General features: G+C 70.7%; 13 protein-coding genes and 1 riboswitch. Of the genes, 10 read left to right on the top strand and 3 right to left on the bottom strand.

Annotation, left to right across the window (positions count from 1 at the left end; genetic code table 11):
• The first annotated feature begins 67 nt into the window (after positions 1-67).
• The 8 genes from ruvC (at position 68) to M3M55_RS11185 (ending at position 11,110) form a co-directional block, all read left to right on the top strand.
• Entirely contained in the window at positions 68-568 is a 501-nt protein-coding gene (gene ruvC, locus M3M55_RS11150) for a crossover junction endodeoxyribonuclease RuvC (RefSeq protein WP_249009578.1), read from the top strand.
• Complete coding sequence (gene ruvA, locus M3M55_RS11155) at positions 565-1,149, top strand: Holliday junction branch migration protein RuvA (protein WP_249009579.1); 585 nt, start codon at positions 565-567, stop codon at positions 1,147-1,149. Before ruvC ends, ruvA begins: the two co-directional genes overlap by 4 nt.
• Positions 1,146-2,147, top strand: coding sequence for a Holliday junction branch migration DNA helicase RuvB (gene ruvB, locus M3M55_RS11160; RefSeq protein WP_249009580.1), 1,002 nt, complete (start codon positions 1,146-1,148; stop codon positions 2,145-2,147). The genes ruvA and ruvB overlap by 4 nt, the downstream gene beginning before the upstream one ends.
• Before the next feature lie 51 nt (positions 2,148-2,198).
• Positions 2,199-2,675 (top strand): PAS domain-containing protein, encoded by a 477-nt coding sequence (locus tag M3M55_RS11165; protein ID WP_249009581.1) that lies wholly within the window; start codon positions 2,199-2,201, stop codon positions 2,673-2,675.
• Between the two features lie 51 nt (positions 2,676-2,726).
• Entirely contained in the window at positions 2,727-5,888 is a 3,162-nt protein-coding gene (gene secD, locus M3M55_RS11170; RefSeq protein ID WP_249009582.1) for a protein translocase subunit SecD, read from the top strand.
• Positions 5,888-6,172 carry a hypothetical protein gene (locus M3M55_RS11175; protein WP_249009583.1) on the top strand — a complete coding sequence of 95 codons (285 nt, stop codon included), beginning with the start codon at positions 5,888-5,890 and terminating at the stop codon, positions 6,170-6,172. The genes secD and M3M55_RS11175 overlap by 1 nt, the downstream gene beginning before the upstream one ends.
• A gap of 94 nt (positions 6,173-6,266) precedes the next feature.
• Positions 6,267-8,810: a single-stranded-DNA-specific exonuclease RecJ gene (recJ, locus tag M3M55_RS11180; protein WP_249009584.1), complete on the top strand. Its 2,544-nt coding sequence runs from the start codon at positions 6,267-6,269 to the stop codon at positions 8,808-8,810.
• Positions 8,807-11,110, top strand: a complete 2,304-nt coding sequence (locus M3M55_RS11185) for a bifunctional (p)ppGpp synthetase/guanosine-3',5'-bis(diphosphate) 3'-pyrophosphohydrolase (protein ID WP_249009585.1) — start codon at positions 8,807-8,809, stop codon at positions 11,108-11,110. The genes recJ and M3M55_RS11185 overlap by 4 nt, the downstream gene beginning before the upstream one ends.
• A 66-nt stretch (positions 11,111-11,176) precedes the next feature.
• On the opposite strand, the gene M3M55_RS11190 is transcribed toward M3M55_RS11185, so the two are convergent.
• From M3M55_RS11190 to M3M55_RS11200, 3 genes are all read right to left on the bottom strand, one after another.
• Positions 11,177-12,694, bottom strand: coding sequence for a type IV secretory system conjugative DNA transfer family protein (locus M3M55_RS11190; RefSeq protein WP_249009586.1), 1,518 nt, complete (start codon positions 12,692-12,694; stop codon positions 11,177-11,179).
• A complete protein-coding gene (locus M3M55_RS11195) occupies positions 12,691-13,542 on the bottom strand; it encodes a hypothetical protein (protein ID WP_249009587.1) in 852 nt (283 codons plus the stop codon). Before M3M55_RS11195 ends, M3M55_RS11190 begins: the two co-directional genes overlap by 4 nt.
• 85 nt (positions 13,543-13,627) lie before the next feature.
• Positions 13,628-14,650 carry a diacylglycerol kinase family protein gene (locus tag M3M55_RS11200; RefSeq protein WP_249009588.1) on the bottom strand — a complete coding sequence of 341 codons (1,023 nt, stop codon included), beginning with the start codon at positions 14,648-14,650 and terminating at the stop codon, positions 13,628-13,630.
• A gap of 96 nt (positions 14,651-14,746) precedes the next feature.
• A riboswitch (SAM riboswitch) is annotated at positions 14,747-14,856 on the top strand.
• Positions 14,857-14,907: 51 nt separating this feature from the next.
• Between M3M55_RS11200 and thrC the strand changes: the two genes are divergently transcribed.
• Together thrC and M3M55_RS11210 are read left to right on the top strand one after the other, a co-directional pair.
• Positions 14,908-16,179, top strand: coding sequence for a threonine synthase (thrC, locus tag M3M55_RS11205; protein WP_249009589.1), 1,272 nt, complete (start codon positions 14,908-14,910; stop codon positions 16,177-16,179).
• Position 16,180: 1 nt separating this feature from the next.
• A complete protein-coding gene (locus M3M55_RS11210; protein ID WP_371878697.1) occupies positions 16,181-16,453 on the top strand; it encodes a ubiquitin-like small modifier protein 1 in 273 nt (90 codons plus the stop codon).
• Positions 16,454-16,529: the final 76 nt, after the last annotated feature.

Genomic DNA, 16,529 nt, shown 5'->3' on the forward strand with positions numbered 1-16,529 from the left:
CGTCCCGTTCCCCCATCGGAGCCCGGACGCCAAGGTGTCCGTGGCGCCCTGTTGAATACCCGAACGTATGATCGTCTTGGGAATCGATCCGGGGAGCGCCAACACCGGGTACGGGGTCGTCGCGGGGGAGGGCCGCCGGCTGCGCCGGCTCGACCACGGGGTCATCACGACCGGAGCGGGCGTTCCGCTCGAACGACGTCTCGCCGAGATCCACGCGGGCGTCGGCGACCTGATCGGACGCCACGGCGTCGACGCCGTCGCCGTCGAGGAGCTCTACTTCGGCGCGAACGCCCGGTCGGCCTTCGCCGTCGGCCAGGCACGCGGGGTCGTGCTGCTCGCCGCTGGTCAGGCGGCACTGCCGGTGCGCTCCTACACCCCCCAACAGGTCAAGCAGGCGGTGTGCGGGTCGGGGCGGGCGGAGAAGGACCAGATCGCCCGGATGGTGATGCGCCTGCTCGGCCTCGCCGCGATCCCGGGGCCCGATCACGCCGCCGACGCGCTCGCGGTCGCGATCGCGGACCTCAACCGAGCTCCGCTGCAGGAGCGGATCGCGGCGGCGCAGCGATGATCGCGCTGCTCGCCGGGACGGTCGCGGTGCGCCGTCCCGACCATGTGATCGTCAGCTGCCAGGGCGTCGGCTACCGGCTCGCGGTCTCAGCCCAGACGCTCGGGCACGTTCCCGCCGCCGGTCAACCGGTCACCCTGCACTGCCACCTCATCGTGAGAGAGGACGCCCTCACCCTCTACGGTTTCGCAGGCGAGGAGGAGCGGGACCTGTTCCTGCTGCTGCTCGGCGTCCCCTCCGTCGGCCCCAAGGTCGCCATCGACATCCTCTCGGCCGCGCCGGTGCATGATCTCGTGAGGGCTCTTGCCGCCGGTGACGCCGCCCGCTTCCAGTCGGTCAAGGGGATCGGCAAGCGCACCGCGGAGCGGATCATCGTCGAGCTACGGGAGAAGGTGCTCGGTGACGCTCTCGCGGGGTTCGTCGGCGGCGCCGCCCCCGCCGAGGATGACCCGCGCCGGCTCGCGCGGGAGGGGCTGACCGGGCTCGGCTACTCGCCCGAGGAGGCCGAGGCATTACTCCGTGACCTCGACGGGGACAGCCCTGAGGCGCTGATCGCGGGCGCCCTGCGCGGAGGGCGGAGATGATCCTCTCCTCCGAGGCGCTCCCTGAGGACGAGCCCGAACGGTCGCTCCGTCCCCGCCGGCTTGAGGACTTCATCGGCCAGGACGGCCTCAAGGATCAGCTCGCCGTCTCCATCGAGGCGGCCCTGAGCCGGGAGGAGCCGCTTGACCACGTGCTGCTCGCCGGCCCGCCGGGTCTTGGGAAGACGTCGCTGGCCCAGATCGTCGCCGCCGAGCTCGACGTGCCGTTCATCGCCACCGCGGGCCCCGCGCTCGAACGCAAGGCGGACATCGCTGCGTTCCTGTCCGCGCTCGAACCCCGCTCGGTGTTCTTCGTCGATGAGATCCACCGCCTGCCCCGCGCGCTCGAGGAGACCTTCTACCCGGCGATGGAGGACCGGCAGCTGCCGATCACGATCGGGCAGGGCGCGGGCGCGCGGGTGATGACGATCGACCTGCCGCCGTTCACGCTGATCGGCGCCACCACCCGGACCGGCCTGCTGTCGACCCCATTGCGTGACCGCTTCGGGATCCAGCACCGCCTCGACCATTACGCGCCTCGGGATCTCGCGCGCATCGTCCGCCGCTCCGCCCACCTCCTCGGCGTCGTCATCGACGACGCCGGGGCGGTCGCGGTCGCCTCTCGCAGCCGCGGGACCCCGCGGGTTGCCAACCGGCTGCTCAAGCGGGTCCGCGACTACGCACAGGTCCGCGGGTCCGGCGTCGTCACCGAGGAGATCGCCGGGCGGGCCCTCGACCAGCTCGAGGTTGACGGACTCGGCCTCGACCGCCTTGACCGCGAGATCCTCCACACGATCTGCGTCAAGTTCGCTGGCGGCCCGGTCGGGCTCTCGACGCTCGCCGCCGCCGTCGGGGAGGAGCAGGACACGATCGAGGACGTCTATGAGCCCTACCTGCTTCAGCACGGCCTGCTCGAGCGGACCCCGCGCGGGCGCGTCGCCACCGCCGGGGCCTTCGCCCACCTCGGGCTGCCCGCACCCCGCCAACTCGGCCTTCTCTAGCGGCGCGGGCACCAGCGCGCGAGCTTCGGATTCTCTTCGGCCCGCCCGGCTATGCTCGCCGACACAGTGACCCACGAGCACTACTTCATCTGCCCCCACTGCGGCAACCGGTCGATGGGAACGGACCGCAACAACGGGTTCCGACGTGAGGCCCGCGGCTGTGAGAAGTGCGGCTTTGCCTACCTGTTCGAACTGCTTGACGACTACTACCCGGCACCGAACGCGGCGTTCTTTGCCTGTGACCGCGAGGGGCGGATCGTCGACTGTGGCCGCGGCAGCTTCGAGCTGACCGGCCTGCGCACCGAGGCGGTGATCGGCCAGCCGGTCCGCGATGTCCTCGGGCTCACCTTTACCGACGGGACCGATCATCTCGGCACGGCACTCGAATGGGAGGTCCGCGTCCCGCACAAGCCGGCGCAGATCACCGCCGGTCCGGAGCCGTCGCTGGCGCTCGCCGACATCTTCCCCGCCTACGATGATGAGGAGGGAGGGCTTCTGCTCGTGCTCACCCCCTCCAGCGGCCGCTGACCGGCGGCCCCAGACTTTCCCGCCAGCCGACCGTCTAACCTCCGCCCGCAGATGTCCGACCGCCAGCGCAACGGCCTCATTCTGTTGATCGTCGTCGGCCTGATCGCCGCCTCCGCGGTGGTGATCGGGGCGAAGAAGACGGTGCTCGGACTCGACCTCAAGGGTGGGATCGAGCTTGTCTACCAGGCCACCGGAACCCCGCAGAACCCGAAGGTGACGAGCACGAACCTGTCTGAGGCCGTTCAGGCGATGGACAAGCGCGTCAACCAGCTCGGGGTCGCTCAGCCGTCGATCCAGACCGAGGGCAGCGACCTCATCGACGTCCAGCTGCCGAACGTCTCCAACGTCGTCCAGGCCGAGCACGAGGTGGGGGATACCACCCGCCTCGCTTTCTATGACTGGGAAGCGAACGTCCTCGTCCCGCCGACTGGGAAGGGCAAACCGCAGTTCGCCGCCAGTGGACTCACGACTCAGAACGTCAGCGCTGAGACGATCAGCCAGGGCAGCGGCACCGCTGCGCCCGGGGCGAGCTCCCCGGCAGCAGGCGGTCTCGGCCTCTACGCCGCGGTCAAGCTCGCTTCTCAGCAACCCGCGTTCATCTCTCGGGCCGGCAACGCCCGCAAGGGGTCGGAGTACTTCCTCTTCGGCGCCCCCGGCTCCTCGGCCTGTCGTGCCTACGCGGCCGCCTCCGGGACCCCGCTGCTCAAGGGAGTTCACTGCCTGATCGGCGGTGGGCCGGTCCAGGCGCTCGGCAGCCAGACCCCTCAGCAGGCCGCCGATCAGGGGCTCACCCCGGCCGAGACGGCCGGCACCCAGCTGATCCAGGTCAAGCAGGGGTGGGCGATCCTGCAGGGCGCCCCGGCGAGCTTCGCTCACCCGTACAAGTCCGCGTACTCGCCGCAGGCGAGCTACTACGTCGTCCGGGATGACGCCGCCCTGTTCGGCAACGAGATCACCAACCCGCAGGAGTCGACGGGCCAGAGCGGATCGCCGGTCGTCTCCTTCGGGTTCACCGGCAACGGCGCGAACGCGTTCCAGAACGTCACCGCCGAGATCGCCAAGCGCGGCTCGCTCGCAAGCATCGGCTCGACGAAGCTCAACGAACACTTCGCCACCGTGCTGGGCACCCAGATCCTGTCGGTGCCCTCGATCGACTGGCAGCAGTACCCCGACGGGATCGACGGATCCCAGGGTGCGGAGATCTCGGGCGGCTTCACGGTCAGCTCGGCTGACCAGCTCGCCTCCTACCTGCGGCTCGGCTCGCTCCCGGTCAACCTCAAGGAGATCTCCAACACGACCGTGTCGGCGACCCTCGGCTCTCAGGCCCTCCACCAGGGGATCATCGCCGGGATCATCGGGCTGGCCGTCGTCGTCATCTTCCTGCTCGCCTTCTACCGCCTGCTCGGGCTCATCGCCGTCGGCGGTCTCGTCGCCTACGGGGTCTACTTCTTCGCGCTGATCAAGCTGATCCCGATCACCCTCACGCTCGCGGGGATCGCCGGCCTCGTCCTCACAATCGGCGTCGCCGCCGACGCCAACATCGTCATCTTCGAACGGGTCAAGGAGGAGATCCGGGCCGGACGTTCGATCCGCAACGGGATCATCGAGGGCTACAAGAAGGGCCTGTCGGCGATCATCGACGCGAACGTCGTGACGATCATGACGGCGTTCATCCTGTTCGTGCTCGCCACCCAGGACGTCAAGGGGTTCGCCTTCACGCTCGGCATCGGCACGTTCGCCTCCCTGTTCACCGCCGTGATGGCGACCCAGGCGATCCTGACGACCCTCGGCAACTCCCGGTCCCTGTCGCGCCCCTCCGCCCTCGGGGTCCGACGCCATCGGGCCTGGACGTTCGACTTCATGGGCGCGAGCCGGTACTTCTTCACGCTCTCCGGGGTCATCCTCCTCGTCGGCGCGTTCGCGATCGGCGGACGGGGCCTCAACCTCGGGATCGACTTCACCTCCGGGACCCAGGTGTCCGTCGGCCTCGTGCACCCGGCCGACGTGAGCCAGATCAAGGCGGTGATGGCGAGCATCGGGGAGGCGGACGCGACTATCCAGGCCGTCCACGGTGACAAGGCACTCGGTCGCTACGGCTTCCAGATCCAGTCCAAGTACCTGAGCCCGAGCAAGTACGGCCGGTTGCGCAGCGAGCTGCAGAGCCGGTTCGGGATCGCCAGCAACAACGTCGGGAACCAGGACATCAACCCGACGTCGGTCGGGCCGACCTTCGGGGCCGCCGTTGAACACAGCGCCGTGATCGCGATCATCGCCTCCCTGCTGGTGATCTCCGTCTACGTCGCCCTGCGATTCGACTGGAAGTACGCCGTCCCGGTCCTCATTGCCCTCGCCCACGATCTGCTCATCTCGATCGGCGTCTACGCGCTGCTCGGCCGGGTCGTCACCACTGACACGGTCGCCGCGCTGCTGACGATCCTCGGGTACTCGATGTACGACACGATCATCGTCTTTGACCGTGTCCGGGAGAACACGAAGCGAATGCCCAACGCCGCCTTCTCCCAGATCGTCAACCGGTCGATGTCGGAGGTCCTCACCCGGTCGCTGGCGACGACCGCCTGCACACTGCTTCCGGTCACGGCGCTGCTCATCTTCGGCGGGTCGACGCTGCAGGACTTCGCCTTCGCCCTGCTCGTCGGCGTCGCCTCCGGGGCCTACTCGTCGATCTTCATCGCCTCACCCGTGCTCACCCACTGGAAGGAGCGCGAGCACGGTTTCCGCCTTCGCCGCGAGCGGATCATCGCCGAGCACGGCTTCGTTCCCGCCTACGCGTCCGGTGCGGGCGCTGACATCGACCCCGACCGCGGACGCCGTCGCGCCGCCGGTCGGCTCACCGAACCCGCGCCCGAGGGCGTGTCGGCCGCGGAGTTCGAGGCGCTCAAACGCGATCTCGGCCTCGAGGAGGCCACCGGCCCTGGCGCGCCCGCCCGCGCCGGTCGTCCTCCCACGCGGGGTCGCGGCGCGAGTTCGGCGACCGGCGGGGCGGTCACCCGCCGCGCCGCCCCTCCGACCCGTCCGTCGACGCCCGCGCCGCCGGCGGCGCCTCCGTCGCCGCCCGAGGCCGGAGACCGGGGCGGCAGCTTCGAGCACGCGCCCGACGCGTCCTCGGACGACGCCGTCCTGCCCAACGAGCCGCGGCCGCGCAGTGGCGGGGGCGCCCGGGCGTCCCGCAACCGCAAGCACGGGCGACGCTGATGGGCCTGCTCGCGTGGGCGATGGTCGGGCTCGCCATCTGGCATTTCACGATCTGGCTGCCTGATCGCCACTGGGGCGGCATCGTCGGCTCGCTGCTCGGCGCGATCATCGGCGCCGTCCTGATCGGGCTGGCGATCCACGGGTTCGAGATTCCGGGCCGGCGTGCCACCCACCTCATCACGACCGTGGAGGGGATTCCCGGGGCGCTGATCGGAATCGCCGTCATCTACCTGATAGGCGACCGGCGCGAACGTGCGGCCACCGGCACAAGCGTCGGGACCTGAGCGTCGCGGCGGCTGCCGCCATCCGGCCCGGCGCTCGTACCGACCGGCACGCCGGCCACGGTGATTCCGCCGTCGCGACCCATACCCTGAGGCGATGGCCGTTCTCGAGCACACCGCGCCGGCCCCCAGCGCGACGGAGGCACCGGAGGGCCCTGAGTATGAGATCGTTCCGGTCCGGCCCGAGCAGGTGATCGAACTTGAGCGCGCGCTCGGGATCTCCCACGTACTCGCTCAGACGCTCCTGCGACGGGGATTCGCCGAGCCGGCCGAGGCCCGGGCGTTCCTCGAACCGCGTGAGCGTCACTCCCCGGACGGTTTTGCGGGGCTCGGTGAGGTGGTCGCCCGGATCGAGGCGCACCGTGCCCGGCACAGCCGGATCGTCGTCCACGGCGACTATGACGTCGACGGGGTGTGCGCGACCGCCGTGCTTGTCCGCGCCCTCCGCTCGCTCGGTGCGAACTGCCACTGGTATCTGCCCAGCCGCACCGAGGATGGCTACGGCCTCGCCGCGAGCACCGTCGACCGGCTTGCCCGGCTGGGTACCGGACTGCTGATCACCGTCGACTGTGGCATCACCGCCGTGGAGGAGGTCGCCCGAGCACAGGCCGCCGGGGTCGAGGTGATCGTCACCGATCACCATCAGCCCCGGGCCGACGGACACCTGCCGGACGCGCCGATCGTCCACCCGGGGGTCTGCGGCTACCCGTTCGGAGCACTGTGTGGGACCGCGGTTGCCCACAAGGTCGCCGAGGCGCTCGGAGCGCCGACGGTCGTCGAGGACATTGAGCTCGTCGCCCTCGCGACGGTCGCCGACCTCGTCCCCCTCCGCGGCGAGAACCGCCGAATCGTCCGCGAAGGACTCGCCGCGATCGCCAACACCACCCGGCCCGGTCTTCGCGCGCTGATGGACGTCTCGCGCACCGACCCGTCAGGACTCGACGCCGGCGCGCTCGGCTTCCGGCTCGCTCCCCGGATCAACGCGGCTGGCCGGCTCGGGCGCCCAGACGCCGCTCTTGAGCTGCTGCTCACCGACGATCCGTCGCGAGCTGAGACGATCGCCCGCGAGCTGGACCGGATCAACCTCGAACGTCGGGCCGTCGAGCAGCGGATCACCTGGGAGGCGGAGGCGCTCGCCCTCCACCAGGGGACCCGCCCGTTCTACGTTCTCGCCGGAGCGGGCTGGCACCCCGGGGTCGTCGGCATCGTCGCCTCGCGGATCGTCGAGCGTCTGCACCGCCCGGCCGTGGTGATCGGGCTCGACGCGCAGGACCCGAGCCGTCCAGGCCACGGCTCGGGGCGATCGATCCCCGGCTTCGATCTCCTCGGTGCCCTGACCGCGGCCGCGCCGGAGCTGATCACCTACGGCGGACATGCCGCCGCCGCCGGGCTCACGGTCGCCCCCGACCGGATCGATGCGCTCCGCGACCTCCTCGAGGCCCACGCCGCGATCGAACTCACCCCGGACCTGCTCGCCCGCCGCGAGCGGGTGGATGCGATCGTGTCGGGCCCGGACCTCACGCTCGAGACCGCCGAGGAGCTCGCCCGCCTCGAACCGTGCGGCATCGGCAATCCGGCCCCCCGTCTGCTCGTGCCCGGCGCCCGGTTTGTCGATATTCGCGGCATGTCCGAGAACCGGCACGCCCGCTTCAGCGTTCTCTCCGGAGGGGCTCGGGTCGCCGCGGTCAGCTTCGGCTGTGAGGGCATGCTGCCCGCCGGCGGAGACGGCCGCCCGGTGAACGCGAGCGTCCGCCTCGAACGGAACGTGTGGCAGGGCCGCGTCGAGGCACGGCTCACTCTCTCCAGCGCCGCGCCGGTCACGCCGGCGCCGATCGAGGTGCTCGACGCCGTCGCCCCGGACGCCTACCTGCGCGTCGCCGTCGCGACGATTGCCGCAGGCCCAGAGCCGGCTGTCAGCGCGGACCGAGGGGACACCGCCGGTGTGCGCACCGGGGCCGGACCAAGCCGGACGGTGATCGACGGCCGCGGACGCGGGCCGCTCGCCGTGCTGGCTGCGGCGCTCGCCGCCGCTGCCGAGCCGTCCGCCGGCAGCGGCGCCACAACGGCGGCGGACCCCGGCGGGGTGCTGGGGGTCTGTGCCTGCTCAGAGCGGCGCGTGGTCGGCCTCGCCGGACGGATCGGAGGCTGTGCCCTGATCGGCTACCACGGGCTGGCCGTCGACCCATCCCAGGCGGACCGGTTCGCCCATATCGTCGCCATCGACCCGCCCGCCACCGCCGCCCACGCGGCGCTGCTCGCGCGGGGCCGGGGCTACCTCCATTTGGCATGGGGAGAACCTGAGATACGCTTCAGTGAGCAGATGCATGAGCTGGAGTACGGACTCCGTGCTTCGCTCGTGACCCTCTACCGGGCCCTGCAAGCCCAGGGGCGGGTCACCGGCGGGGAGCTCGAGCGACTGCTCCGTGGCGACGGAACGCATCCACGCCCCACCCGTCTGGCGGGCCGGCTGCTGAAAGTGCTCACGGAGCTTGAGCTCGTCAGCCTCGATCCGGAACTGCCGGCCGTGACGGTGGCCGACCCCCAGCCGACCCAGCTGGAGCGCTCCCCCGCCTTCCGGACCTACGACGCGATCTATCACGAGGGCCAGCGATTCCTGAGAACCACAACAGCCAGCCGGTGACCGACTCGACCGCCTCCCGGCGGGCCGGGAACGCCGGCGCGGGCACGGTGGCGGTTGCCGACGCCGCCCACCAGGAGCTGCTGGCCGACTTGTTCGCCGTGGTGGAGGAGCACGCTGACAGCACGGCGATCGCGATCGACCGCGCCCGGGTCGCCGACGCCTTCGACTATGCCTGCGCCCACCACGCCGACCAGTTCCGCCGCTCGGGTGAGGAGTTCATCGTCCATCCGGTGTCGGTCGCCAAGATCTGTGCGGGGATGCGGCTCGACACCGAGACCCTATGCGCCGCTCTGCTGCATGACACGGTGGAGGACACTGCCGCCTCGCTCGACGAAATCCGAGCCCAGTTCGGGGAGGAGATCGCCGGTCTCGTCGATGGTGTGACCAAGCTCACCGGGCTCACCTTCAAATCCCGGGATGAGGCCCAGGCCGAGAACTACCGCAAGATGATGGTTGCGATGGCGGCGGACATCCGCGTCATCCTGATCAAGCTCGCCGACCGGCTGCACAACATGCGCACGATCGGCGCGATGAGCAAGCAGAAGCAGATCGAGAAGTCGCGCGAGACCCTCGACATCTACGCGCCGATCGCCCACCGGCTCGGCATCCATGCGATCAAGTGGGAGCTGGAGGACCTCGCCTTCCAAACGCTGCACCCGCGCAAGTACAACGAGATCAAGAGCATGGTCGCCCAGCAGCGCGAGGACCGCGAGCGTTACGTCAGTGAGGCGGGTGCCTACGTGCAGTCGGAGCTGGCAACCGTCGGGATCGGCGCGGAGATCTCGGGGCGGGCCAAGCACTTCTACTCGATCTATTCGAAGATGACCAAGAAGGGTCGCGAGTTCAATGAGATCTATGACCTGACGGCCATGCGGGTGATCGTCGGATCGGTCAAGGACTGCTACGGAGCCGTCGGGGTGATCCACTCGCTGTGGAAGCCGCTCCCGGGGCGCTTCAAGGACTACATCGCGATGCCGAAGTTCAACATGTACCAGTCGTTGCACACGACGGTCGTCGGACCCGAGGGCCGGCCGCTGGAGATCCAGATCCGCACGCGCGAGATGCACGACCTCGCCGAGCTCGGGATTGCCGCGCACTGGATGTACAAGGAGGACCCAAAGACCGGGCGGGGCCCCAACTCCGGTTCGGCGCTGCGGGACCCCGACGGCAAGCTCAAGTGGCTGCGCTCGCTCGTGGAGTGGCAGCGTGACCTCGCCGACTCCAAGGAGTTCGTCGAGACCCTCAAGGTCGACCTGTTCGAGGACGAGGTGTTCGTCTTCACGCCCAAGGGCGAGGTCAAGTCCCTCGCGGCGGGCGCGACGCCGCTGGACTTCGCCTATGAGATCCACACCGATGTCGGGCACCGGTGCGTCGGCGCGAAGGTGAACTCCAAGATCGTCCCGCTCTCCTACCAGCTGCGGTCGGGCGACATCTGTGAGGTGCTCACCTCCAAGCGCGAACGTGGGCCCTCCCGGGACTGGCTCACCCTCGTCAAGACGACGCGGGCGCGCAACAAGATCCGAGACTGGTTCAAGGCTGAGAATCGCCGCGACACCGAGCACACCGGACGGGAGCTGCTCCAAGACGCCCTCCGCAAACAGGGCATGCCGGCCCAGAAGATCGTCGCCTCACCGCTGCTGGCGGGCGTGATCAACGAGATGGGTTTCCGCAAGGGCGACGACTTCTACATCGCCCTCGGGGCGGGCAAGATCAAGTCGCAGGTCGTCCTCAACAAGATCATGCAACGACTCAAGGAGGGGGAGGCGGCCGAGGCCGAGCCGACGGCGGCGGATGACCTGCTGTCCACCCGCCGGCGGCGTGATCGGCCGACGACCTCGAGCTCGAAGTTCGGCATCGTCGTCGACGGGGTCGATGACGTCATGTTGCGGATCGCCAAGTGCTGTCGCCCGGTGCCCGGGGATGAGATCGTCGGCTACATCTCCCTTGGCCGCGGGATCACCATCCACCGCGAGGACTGCCCGAACGTCGCCGTCCTCCGCAAGGATCCCGACCGGTTCACGCCCGTGGGCTGGGAGGGTGACTCCGAGACCTCCTTCCGCGTGGAGATCGAGGTACAGGGCTGGGATCGGCACCGTCTGCTCGAGGACATGTCCCGCACCTTCGCGGACGCCGGAATCAACATCCTCGACGGCCATATCACCGTCAACCATCCGATGGTCCGCAACCGGTTCGTCGTCGAGGTCGGTGACACCCGAACCCTCGACCACGCGATCAACCGGCTGCGGAACATCGACGCCGTCTTTGATGCCTTCCGGGTGACCCCCGGCGCCGGGGCCTGACCCGGACGCCACTCGGCCCCAGCCGGACGCCGACGCCGGGGCGCACGCGAACGCCCGCGAGCCGCCTCAGTCGCCCCGGGCATGATCCCGGGCGGTCCCGGTGCGGCGGTCCCCGCCGCCGGAGCGGTCGACACCGGGCACCGCGAGCCGGGCGATCCGCGTGAGGCGGCTCGCCGGCTCGGGCACCTTGGTGATGACGACCGCCTCACCGGTCTGGAGGTCCTGGATCGTCCCCGCTTCGATCTGGGGTCGGCGCACCGGCCGCACGGTGATCCGCACCTCCCCGGGCGCGGCGAAGCGACCCGCGGGCCGACTCACACTCTCCTCCCAGTGCTCGCGCGTTCCCGTCAGTTCGGCGACCGCTCGCGCGGACTCCCCGACGTCCTGACGGTGAGCGATCTTGACCGCCGTCGACCCGAGCACCTGGTGACGGAACCCGCGCGCGACCCGGTCCAGGTCGGCGAGCTCCTGGGTCGCGAGGATGACGCTCACCCCGGCGGAGCGTCCACGCGCGATCAGGCCGAGGACCTGATCGCCGCGCAGCCCGGAGAACTCGTCGATGGCGACCGTCGCGGGCGGGGCCGTGTGCCCGCTCCGCTCGCGCGCGCCAGCGGCGCTGATCAGGTCCTGCAGGGCAAGCGTGCCGACCTGGGCGGCGAGGCCACCGTACGCGCTCGCATTGAGGCTGAAGAGGACGACCACGCCACCGCCGAGGGCGTCACGGAGGTCGATCCCCGCCTGCTCCGGGCCGGGGCTCAACAGTGGTCCGAGGTGGGATTCGCTGATCACTGCGAGCCGTGACTGGAGTCCGCGGACGGCGCTGAGCTGATCGGGGGCGAGACTGCGGAGGTAGTCGTCGATCTTGGCAGCCCGGTGAGCCGGGAGTCCCCGCGACGCCTCGGCGAGGCGGCGCGGATCGAGGAGTTCGACGACACGCGGTAGCGTTGCGGGCGTGTTCGGCGCGCTCGCGGCGTGAACCTGGAGGGCGAGCTGCAGGTACCGTTCGGCCGCGCGCAGGTAGTGGGGTTCTGAGAAACGTTCGGTCCCGATCAGGCGGTCCTTGAGCTCGGTCGGGTTTCCGTGCGCGAGCGGGTTCCAGCGCTCGCTGCCATCGAGGCTCCACACCCGCAGCGACCGCCCGGCGGCGCGAGCGGACGCTGACAGCGTGCCGGCGAGCTCACCAGACCCCTTGAGATCGATCGCGACGACCCCCCGGCCGGCGTGAATCTGCTGGGTGAGGATCGTCGTCAGCGTCGTCGACTTTCCCGACCCGCTCGCGCCGAGGATGAGCGCGTGGGCACCGAGCTGGGCCTCCTCAAGGGTGACGGGCTCACCCCACCCGTCGGCACCGAGCGTGACGCGCGTCCCACGCGTGTCTGGGCTGAGCGCTCGGCCCCCGATGGCCCGTTCCCGGGCGGCCCGAGCGACCCAGGCGACCGACACGATTCCGGCGAGAAGCGCAAGCGACACCGGGGTCGGGAACGCAGCGATGACGAGCACCGGCGCCAACCAGCGCAGCCACGGTCGCCGGGGCCGGGTCGGGTCGGAACCTGCCCGGAGCCGGAGGCGCTCGCGGTCGGTCATCGTGCCCGCTCCGTCTCGCGGGGAGCTCGGGCGCGAGCCGGCGGCCGTCCACGGCCGTCGTTCGGGTCGACGCCCCCAATGCCGGCTCGCCCGATCCGCCGGACGCTGACACGATCGGCGATGCCCGCCCGGGCGGCGGCGGCGGCGACCTGGTCCCCGATCCGCGGGTCGGCGACGAGGTAGAGGACCCGGTGCACGCGACGGTCCGACGCGTAGGCGCCGACCACCCGGTCGAGGCGGCGGCGCCCCTTGCTCGAGAGCTCGAGCTCGAGAGCGACCCGGCGGCCATCGCGGGTGCTCAGCATCAGGTCGGGGTAATGCCGCTCTGGCCGTCCCAAGGACGTGTAGGTCCCCAGGCCGACCCCCTCCCGTTCCGCCCACAGGACCGGGCCGGCACGCTCCGTCGACGCCCGGCGGTCGAGCCGGGCGTCGTGCGAGCGCATCGCCCGCTCGGTCTCAAGTTCGCCGAGCGGCCCGAAGGCGCCCTCGCGGGCAGCCGTCCACAGCCAGGTGACGCCGACGTCATGGCGATACTCGTCGAGCTTGAGCCCGGGTGGGCCGAGCGGGCTGTCGATCGCGCGGAGCCCGGCGGCGGTGATCCGCATCATTGCTGAGCCTCGGCTGAAGACCCGGCGTCGCTCGAGCAGCCGGGCCTGCTCGAGGCGCCGGATTCGTCGGGTGGCAGCCGCCGGGCCCACGCCGAGCCAGCGGGCGGCCTGCTCTGGCACGGCGACGCGGTGCTCGGCGAGGGCGGCAAGCAGGTGGAGGTCCGTTGGGCTGGGCGGGGAACCCGCCTGGGGGGTGGCGGTGGGAGACGGGAAAGGGGAAAGGGTGGGGGAAGCGGACACCGACAACAGAGGGCTCGCACACCCGCTTTTCCCCCTCCCGGCCTCAGCGGTTTCTGCCGCTCGGTGCGGAGAAGCGGGCCGGAGCTCAGGCGAGGACGGTGAGCGCGCCGGCGGCGACGGTGAAGACCGCTTCGTCGGCGGTACCGATGTAGTCCCCGTCCACCTGGATCGGCAGCGCCCGGCCGTCCTGGCTGGCGACGGTGAGGCGGCTGATCCCCGCGAAGGCATCGACCTGGCGGTGAGCCCCGACCTGGGCGGTCGCCGACAGGATCCGCCAGCTCACCGTCGGCACCTCGACCGGGGTCGTCCGCTTCAGCACCACCCCGGCGAGATCTCCGCTGTCGAGCGTGGCGCCGGGCGCGAGCTCGATCGGTCGGCGGCCGAAATAGGTGTAGGGCGTCCCATTCTGGACGATCGTTGTCACCCCGGCGACCGCGTGGGGCAGACGGGCGTCAGCGGCGGCGCCGGGACCGAGGGCGTCGAAGGTGACCGTCATCCGTGGCGGGCGGCGCAGGTAGCGGCGCAGAAACGTCGACGTCGCGACGGTCGCGTAGTAGTACTCGCCCCAGCGGCTCTTGAGCCGGGGGTGGGCGTCGACCTGCTCGACGACCGAGGCATCGAGACCGACGCCGGCGTTGATCACGAAGTAGCGGTCGTTGACCCGTCCGAGATCGACCCGCCGCGGGTGCCAGTCGTCGGCAAGGCCGAGCAGATGCTCGGTCGCGTCGACGACGTCGGCGGGAATCCCGAGGGCACGGCAGTAGACGTTGACCCGGCCGCCGGGCAGGCAGGTGAGCGGGACTCCCGATCCAGCGAGCCCGTTGGCTGCCTCATTGACGGTGCCATCCCCCCCGAAGGCGACGACGAGGTCATAGCCAGCGCGAGCCGCCTCGCGGCACAGCTCGGTCGCGTGCAGGCGCCGCTCCGTGTCGACGGCATCGACCTGGTAGGAGCCCCGCAACGCGTAGACGACGAGGTTGCGGAGCCGGTCCGACACCGTGGTCGCATACGGGTTGACGATCACGAGCAGCCGCTTGGGGGGCGCGTCGGTCGAGCGGACAAGCGGGACGGGGACCTGCTCGGGGCTGTCGGTCACCGCCGGGGCCATCGCTGAGAGCAGGCTACAGGGCAGCGCCGGCGGGCGGAGGTCGGCGCCCGCCGGCGAGCGCGCACAGGGCGTGATACGCTCACCGGCACATAGCAGTACGCATCCAGAGGGGTGGAGGGATATGGCCCTACGAAACCCCGGCAACCGGCCGCAAGGACACGGTGCCAATTCCATCAGGCTCCTACAACAAGCCTGGGAGATGTGGGGAGGGCGGGCTGAGATGCCTCCGACCAGATCGTCCCGGCGGAGGTCCACATATGCCGCCCGTTTCACTTCGCTGCAAGGAATGCCAGACCGAGTATGCGCTCGACGCACGCTATGTCTGTGAGCGGTGCTTCGGCCCGCTCGAGGTCGCCTACGCTCCGGCGAACCCGGCTGACGCTGGGGAGCTGAAGCGCCGGATCCAGGCGGGCCCACACTCGATCTGGCGCTACGGCGACTTCCTGCCCACCGACGGCCGCGGTTACCCGCTTCCCGCCGGATGGACCCCGCTGATCCGCGCCGACCGGCTCGCTCGGGAACTCGGGCTCGCTGAGGTGTGGGTCAAGAACGACGCCGCCAACCCGACGCACTCGTTCAAGGACCGGGTCGTCTCGGTCGCACTCGCCCGGGCGCGGGAGCTCGGCTTTGAGACGATCGCGTGCGCCTCGACCGGCAATCTCGCCAACGCCGTCGCCGCCCACGCGGCGGCGGCCGGGCTGGAGTCCTACGTGTTCATCCCCTCTGACCTCGAGGAGCAGAAGATCCTCGCGACCGGGGTGTACGGGACGAACCTCGTCGCCGTCGGGGGCAACTATGACGACGTCAACCGGCTCTGCACCGAGCTGTCGGGCGACCACGACTGGGCGTTCGTCAACATCAACATGCGGCCCTACTACGCGGAGGGGTCCAAGACGCTCGCCTTCGAGATCGCAGAACAGCTCAACTTCGAGCTGCCCGACCGGATCGTCGCCCCGATCGCCTCCGGATCGCTGTTCACCAAGATCGCCCGTGGGTTCACTGAGTGGATCGATGCCGGCCTGCTCGAGGGCGAGCTGCCGATCTTCAACGGCGCCCAGGCCGACGGCTGCTCGCCGGTCGCCCAGGCCTTCGCGGCCGGTCTGGACTTCTGCCGGCCGGTCAAGCCGGACACGATCGCCAAGTCGCTGGCGATCGGCAACCCGGCGGACGGCCCCTACGCGCTCGACCTGGCCCGCGCCAGCGGCGGTCGGATCGACTCGGTCAGTGACGAGGAGATCCGCGCCGGCATCCGGCTCCTGGCCCAGACGACCGGGGTGTTCACCGAGACGGCCGGGGGGGTCACGACCGCGGTGCTCGCCAAGCTCGCCGCCCGCGGCGAGATCGGTCCGGATGAGCGGGTCGTGATCGTCATCACCGGGGAGGGCCTGAAGACGCTCGACGCCGTCCGCGGGACCTTCTCGGCCTGGCAGATCGACGCCTCCGTCGCCGCCTTTGAGGCCGCGGCGGCCGAGCGGGCCGGGGCCGTCGGACCGGTCGGGGTCAGCGCGCGAACCGGGGCGGTCCACTGACATGGCGGTGACGGTGAAGATCCCAGCCCAGCTGCGCAATGTCACCGACGGTGCGGCGACCGTCAGCGTCGAGGCGACAACCGTCGCGGAGGTCCTCGACGCGCTGTTTGCCCGCTTCGGCGAACTGCGGGCACGGATCAGCGACGACACCGGCCTGCGCCGGTTCGTCAACGTCTACGTGGCCGGGGAGGACATCCGCTTCCTCGCCGGCCTCGACACGCCCGTCGGCGACGGGGCTCAGGTGACGATCCTCCCCGCGGTCGCCGGCGGCTGACGCCGCCGCTGCGCCCGCCTGGGGCGAGCCAGGCGGGCGGAGGCGGGTTACGCGGGCGCGCGCTGGGTAGGAAAGG

This window comes from Conexibacter sp. DBS9H8 (assembly GCF_023330685.1).
GTDB lineage: Bacteria > Actinomycetota > Thermoleophilia > Solirubrobacterales > Solirubrobacteraceae > Palsa-465.

What these genes read in the sequence shown, in the direction of transcription:
- ruvC (WP_249009578.1), top strand. Translation starts at nt 68, where the DNA reads ATGATCGTCTTGGGAATCGATCCGGGGAGCGCCAACACCGGGTACGGG.
- ruvA (WP_249009579.1), top strand. Translation starts at nt 565, where the DNA reads ATGATCGCGCTGCTCGCCGGGACGGTCGCGGTGCGCCGTCCCGACCAT.
- ruvB (WP_249009580.1), top strand. Translation starts at nt 1,146, where the DNA reads ATGATCCTCTCCTCCGAGGCGCTCCCTGAGGACGAGCCCGAACGGTCG.
- M3M55_RS11165 (WP_249009581.1), top strand. Translation starts at nt 2,199, where the DNA reads ATGCTCGCCGACACAGTGACCCACGAGCACTACTTCATCTGCCCCCAC.
- secD (WP_249009582.1), top strand. Translation starts at nt 2,727, where the DNA reads ATGTCCGACCGCCAGCGCAACGGCCTCATTCTGTTGATCGTCGTCGGC.
- M3M55_RS11175 (WP_249009583.1), top strand. Translation starts at nt 5,888, where the DNA reads ATGGGCCTGCTCGCGTGGGCGATGGTCGGGCTCGCCATCTGGCATTTC.
- recJ (WP_249009584.1), top strand. Translation starts at nt 6,267, where the DNA reads ATGGCCGTTCTCGAGCACACCGCGCCGGCCCCCAGCGCGACGGAGGCA.
- M3M55_RS11190 (WP_249009586.1), bottom strand. Translation starts at nt 12,694, where the DNA reads ATGACCGACCGCGAGCGCCTCCGGCTCCGGGCAGGTTCCGACCCGACC.
- M3M55_RS11200 (WP_249009588.1), bottom strand. Translation starts at nt 14,650, where the DNA reads ATGGCCCCGGCGGTGACCGACAGCCCCGAGCAGGTCCCCGTCCCGCTT.
- thrC (WP_249009589.1), top strand. Translation starts at nt 14,908, where the DNA reads ATGCCGCCCGTTTCACTTCGCTGCAAGGAATGCCAGACCGAGTATGCG.
- M3M55_RS11210 (WP_371878697.1), top strand. Translation starts at nt 16,181, where the DNA reads ATGGCGGTGACGGTGAAGATCCCAGCCCAGCTGCGCAATGTCACCGAC.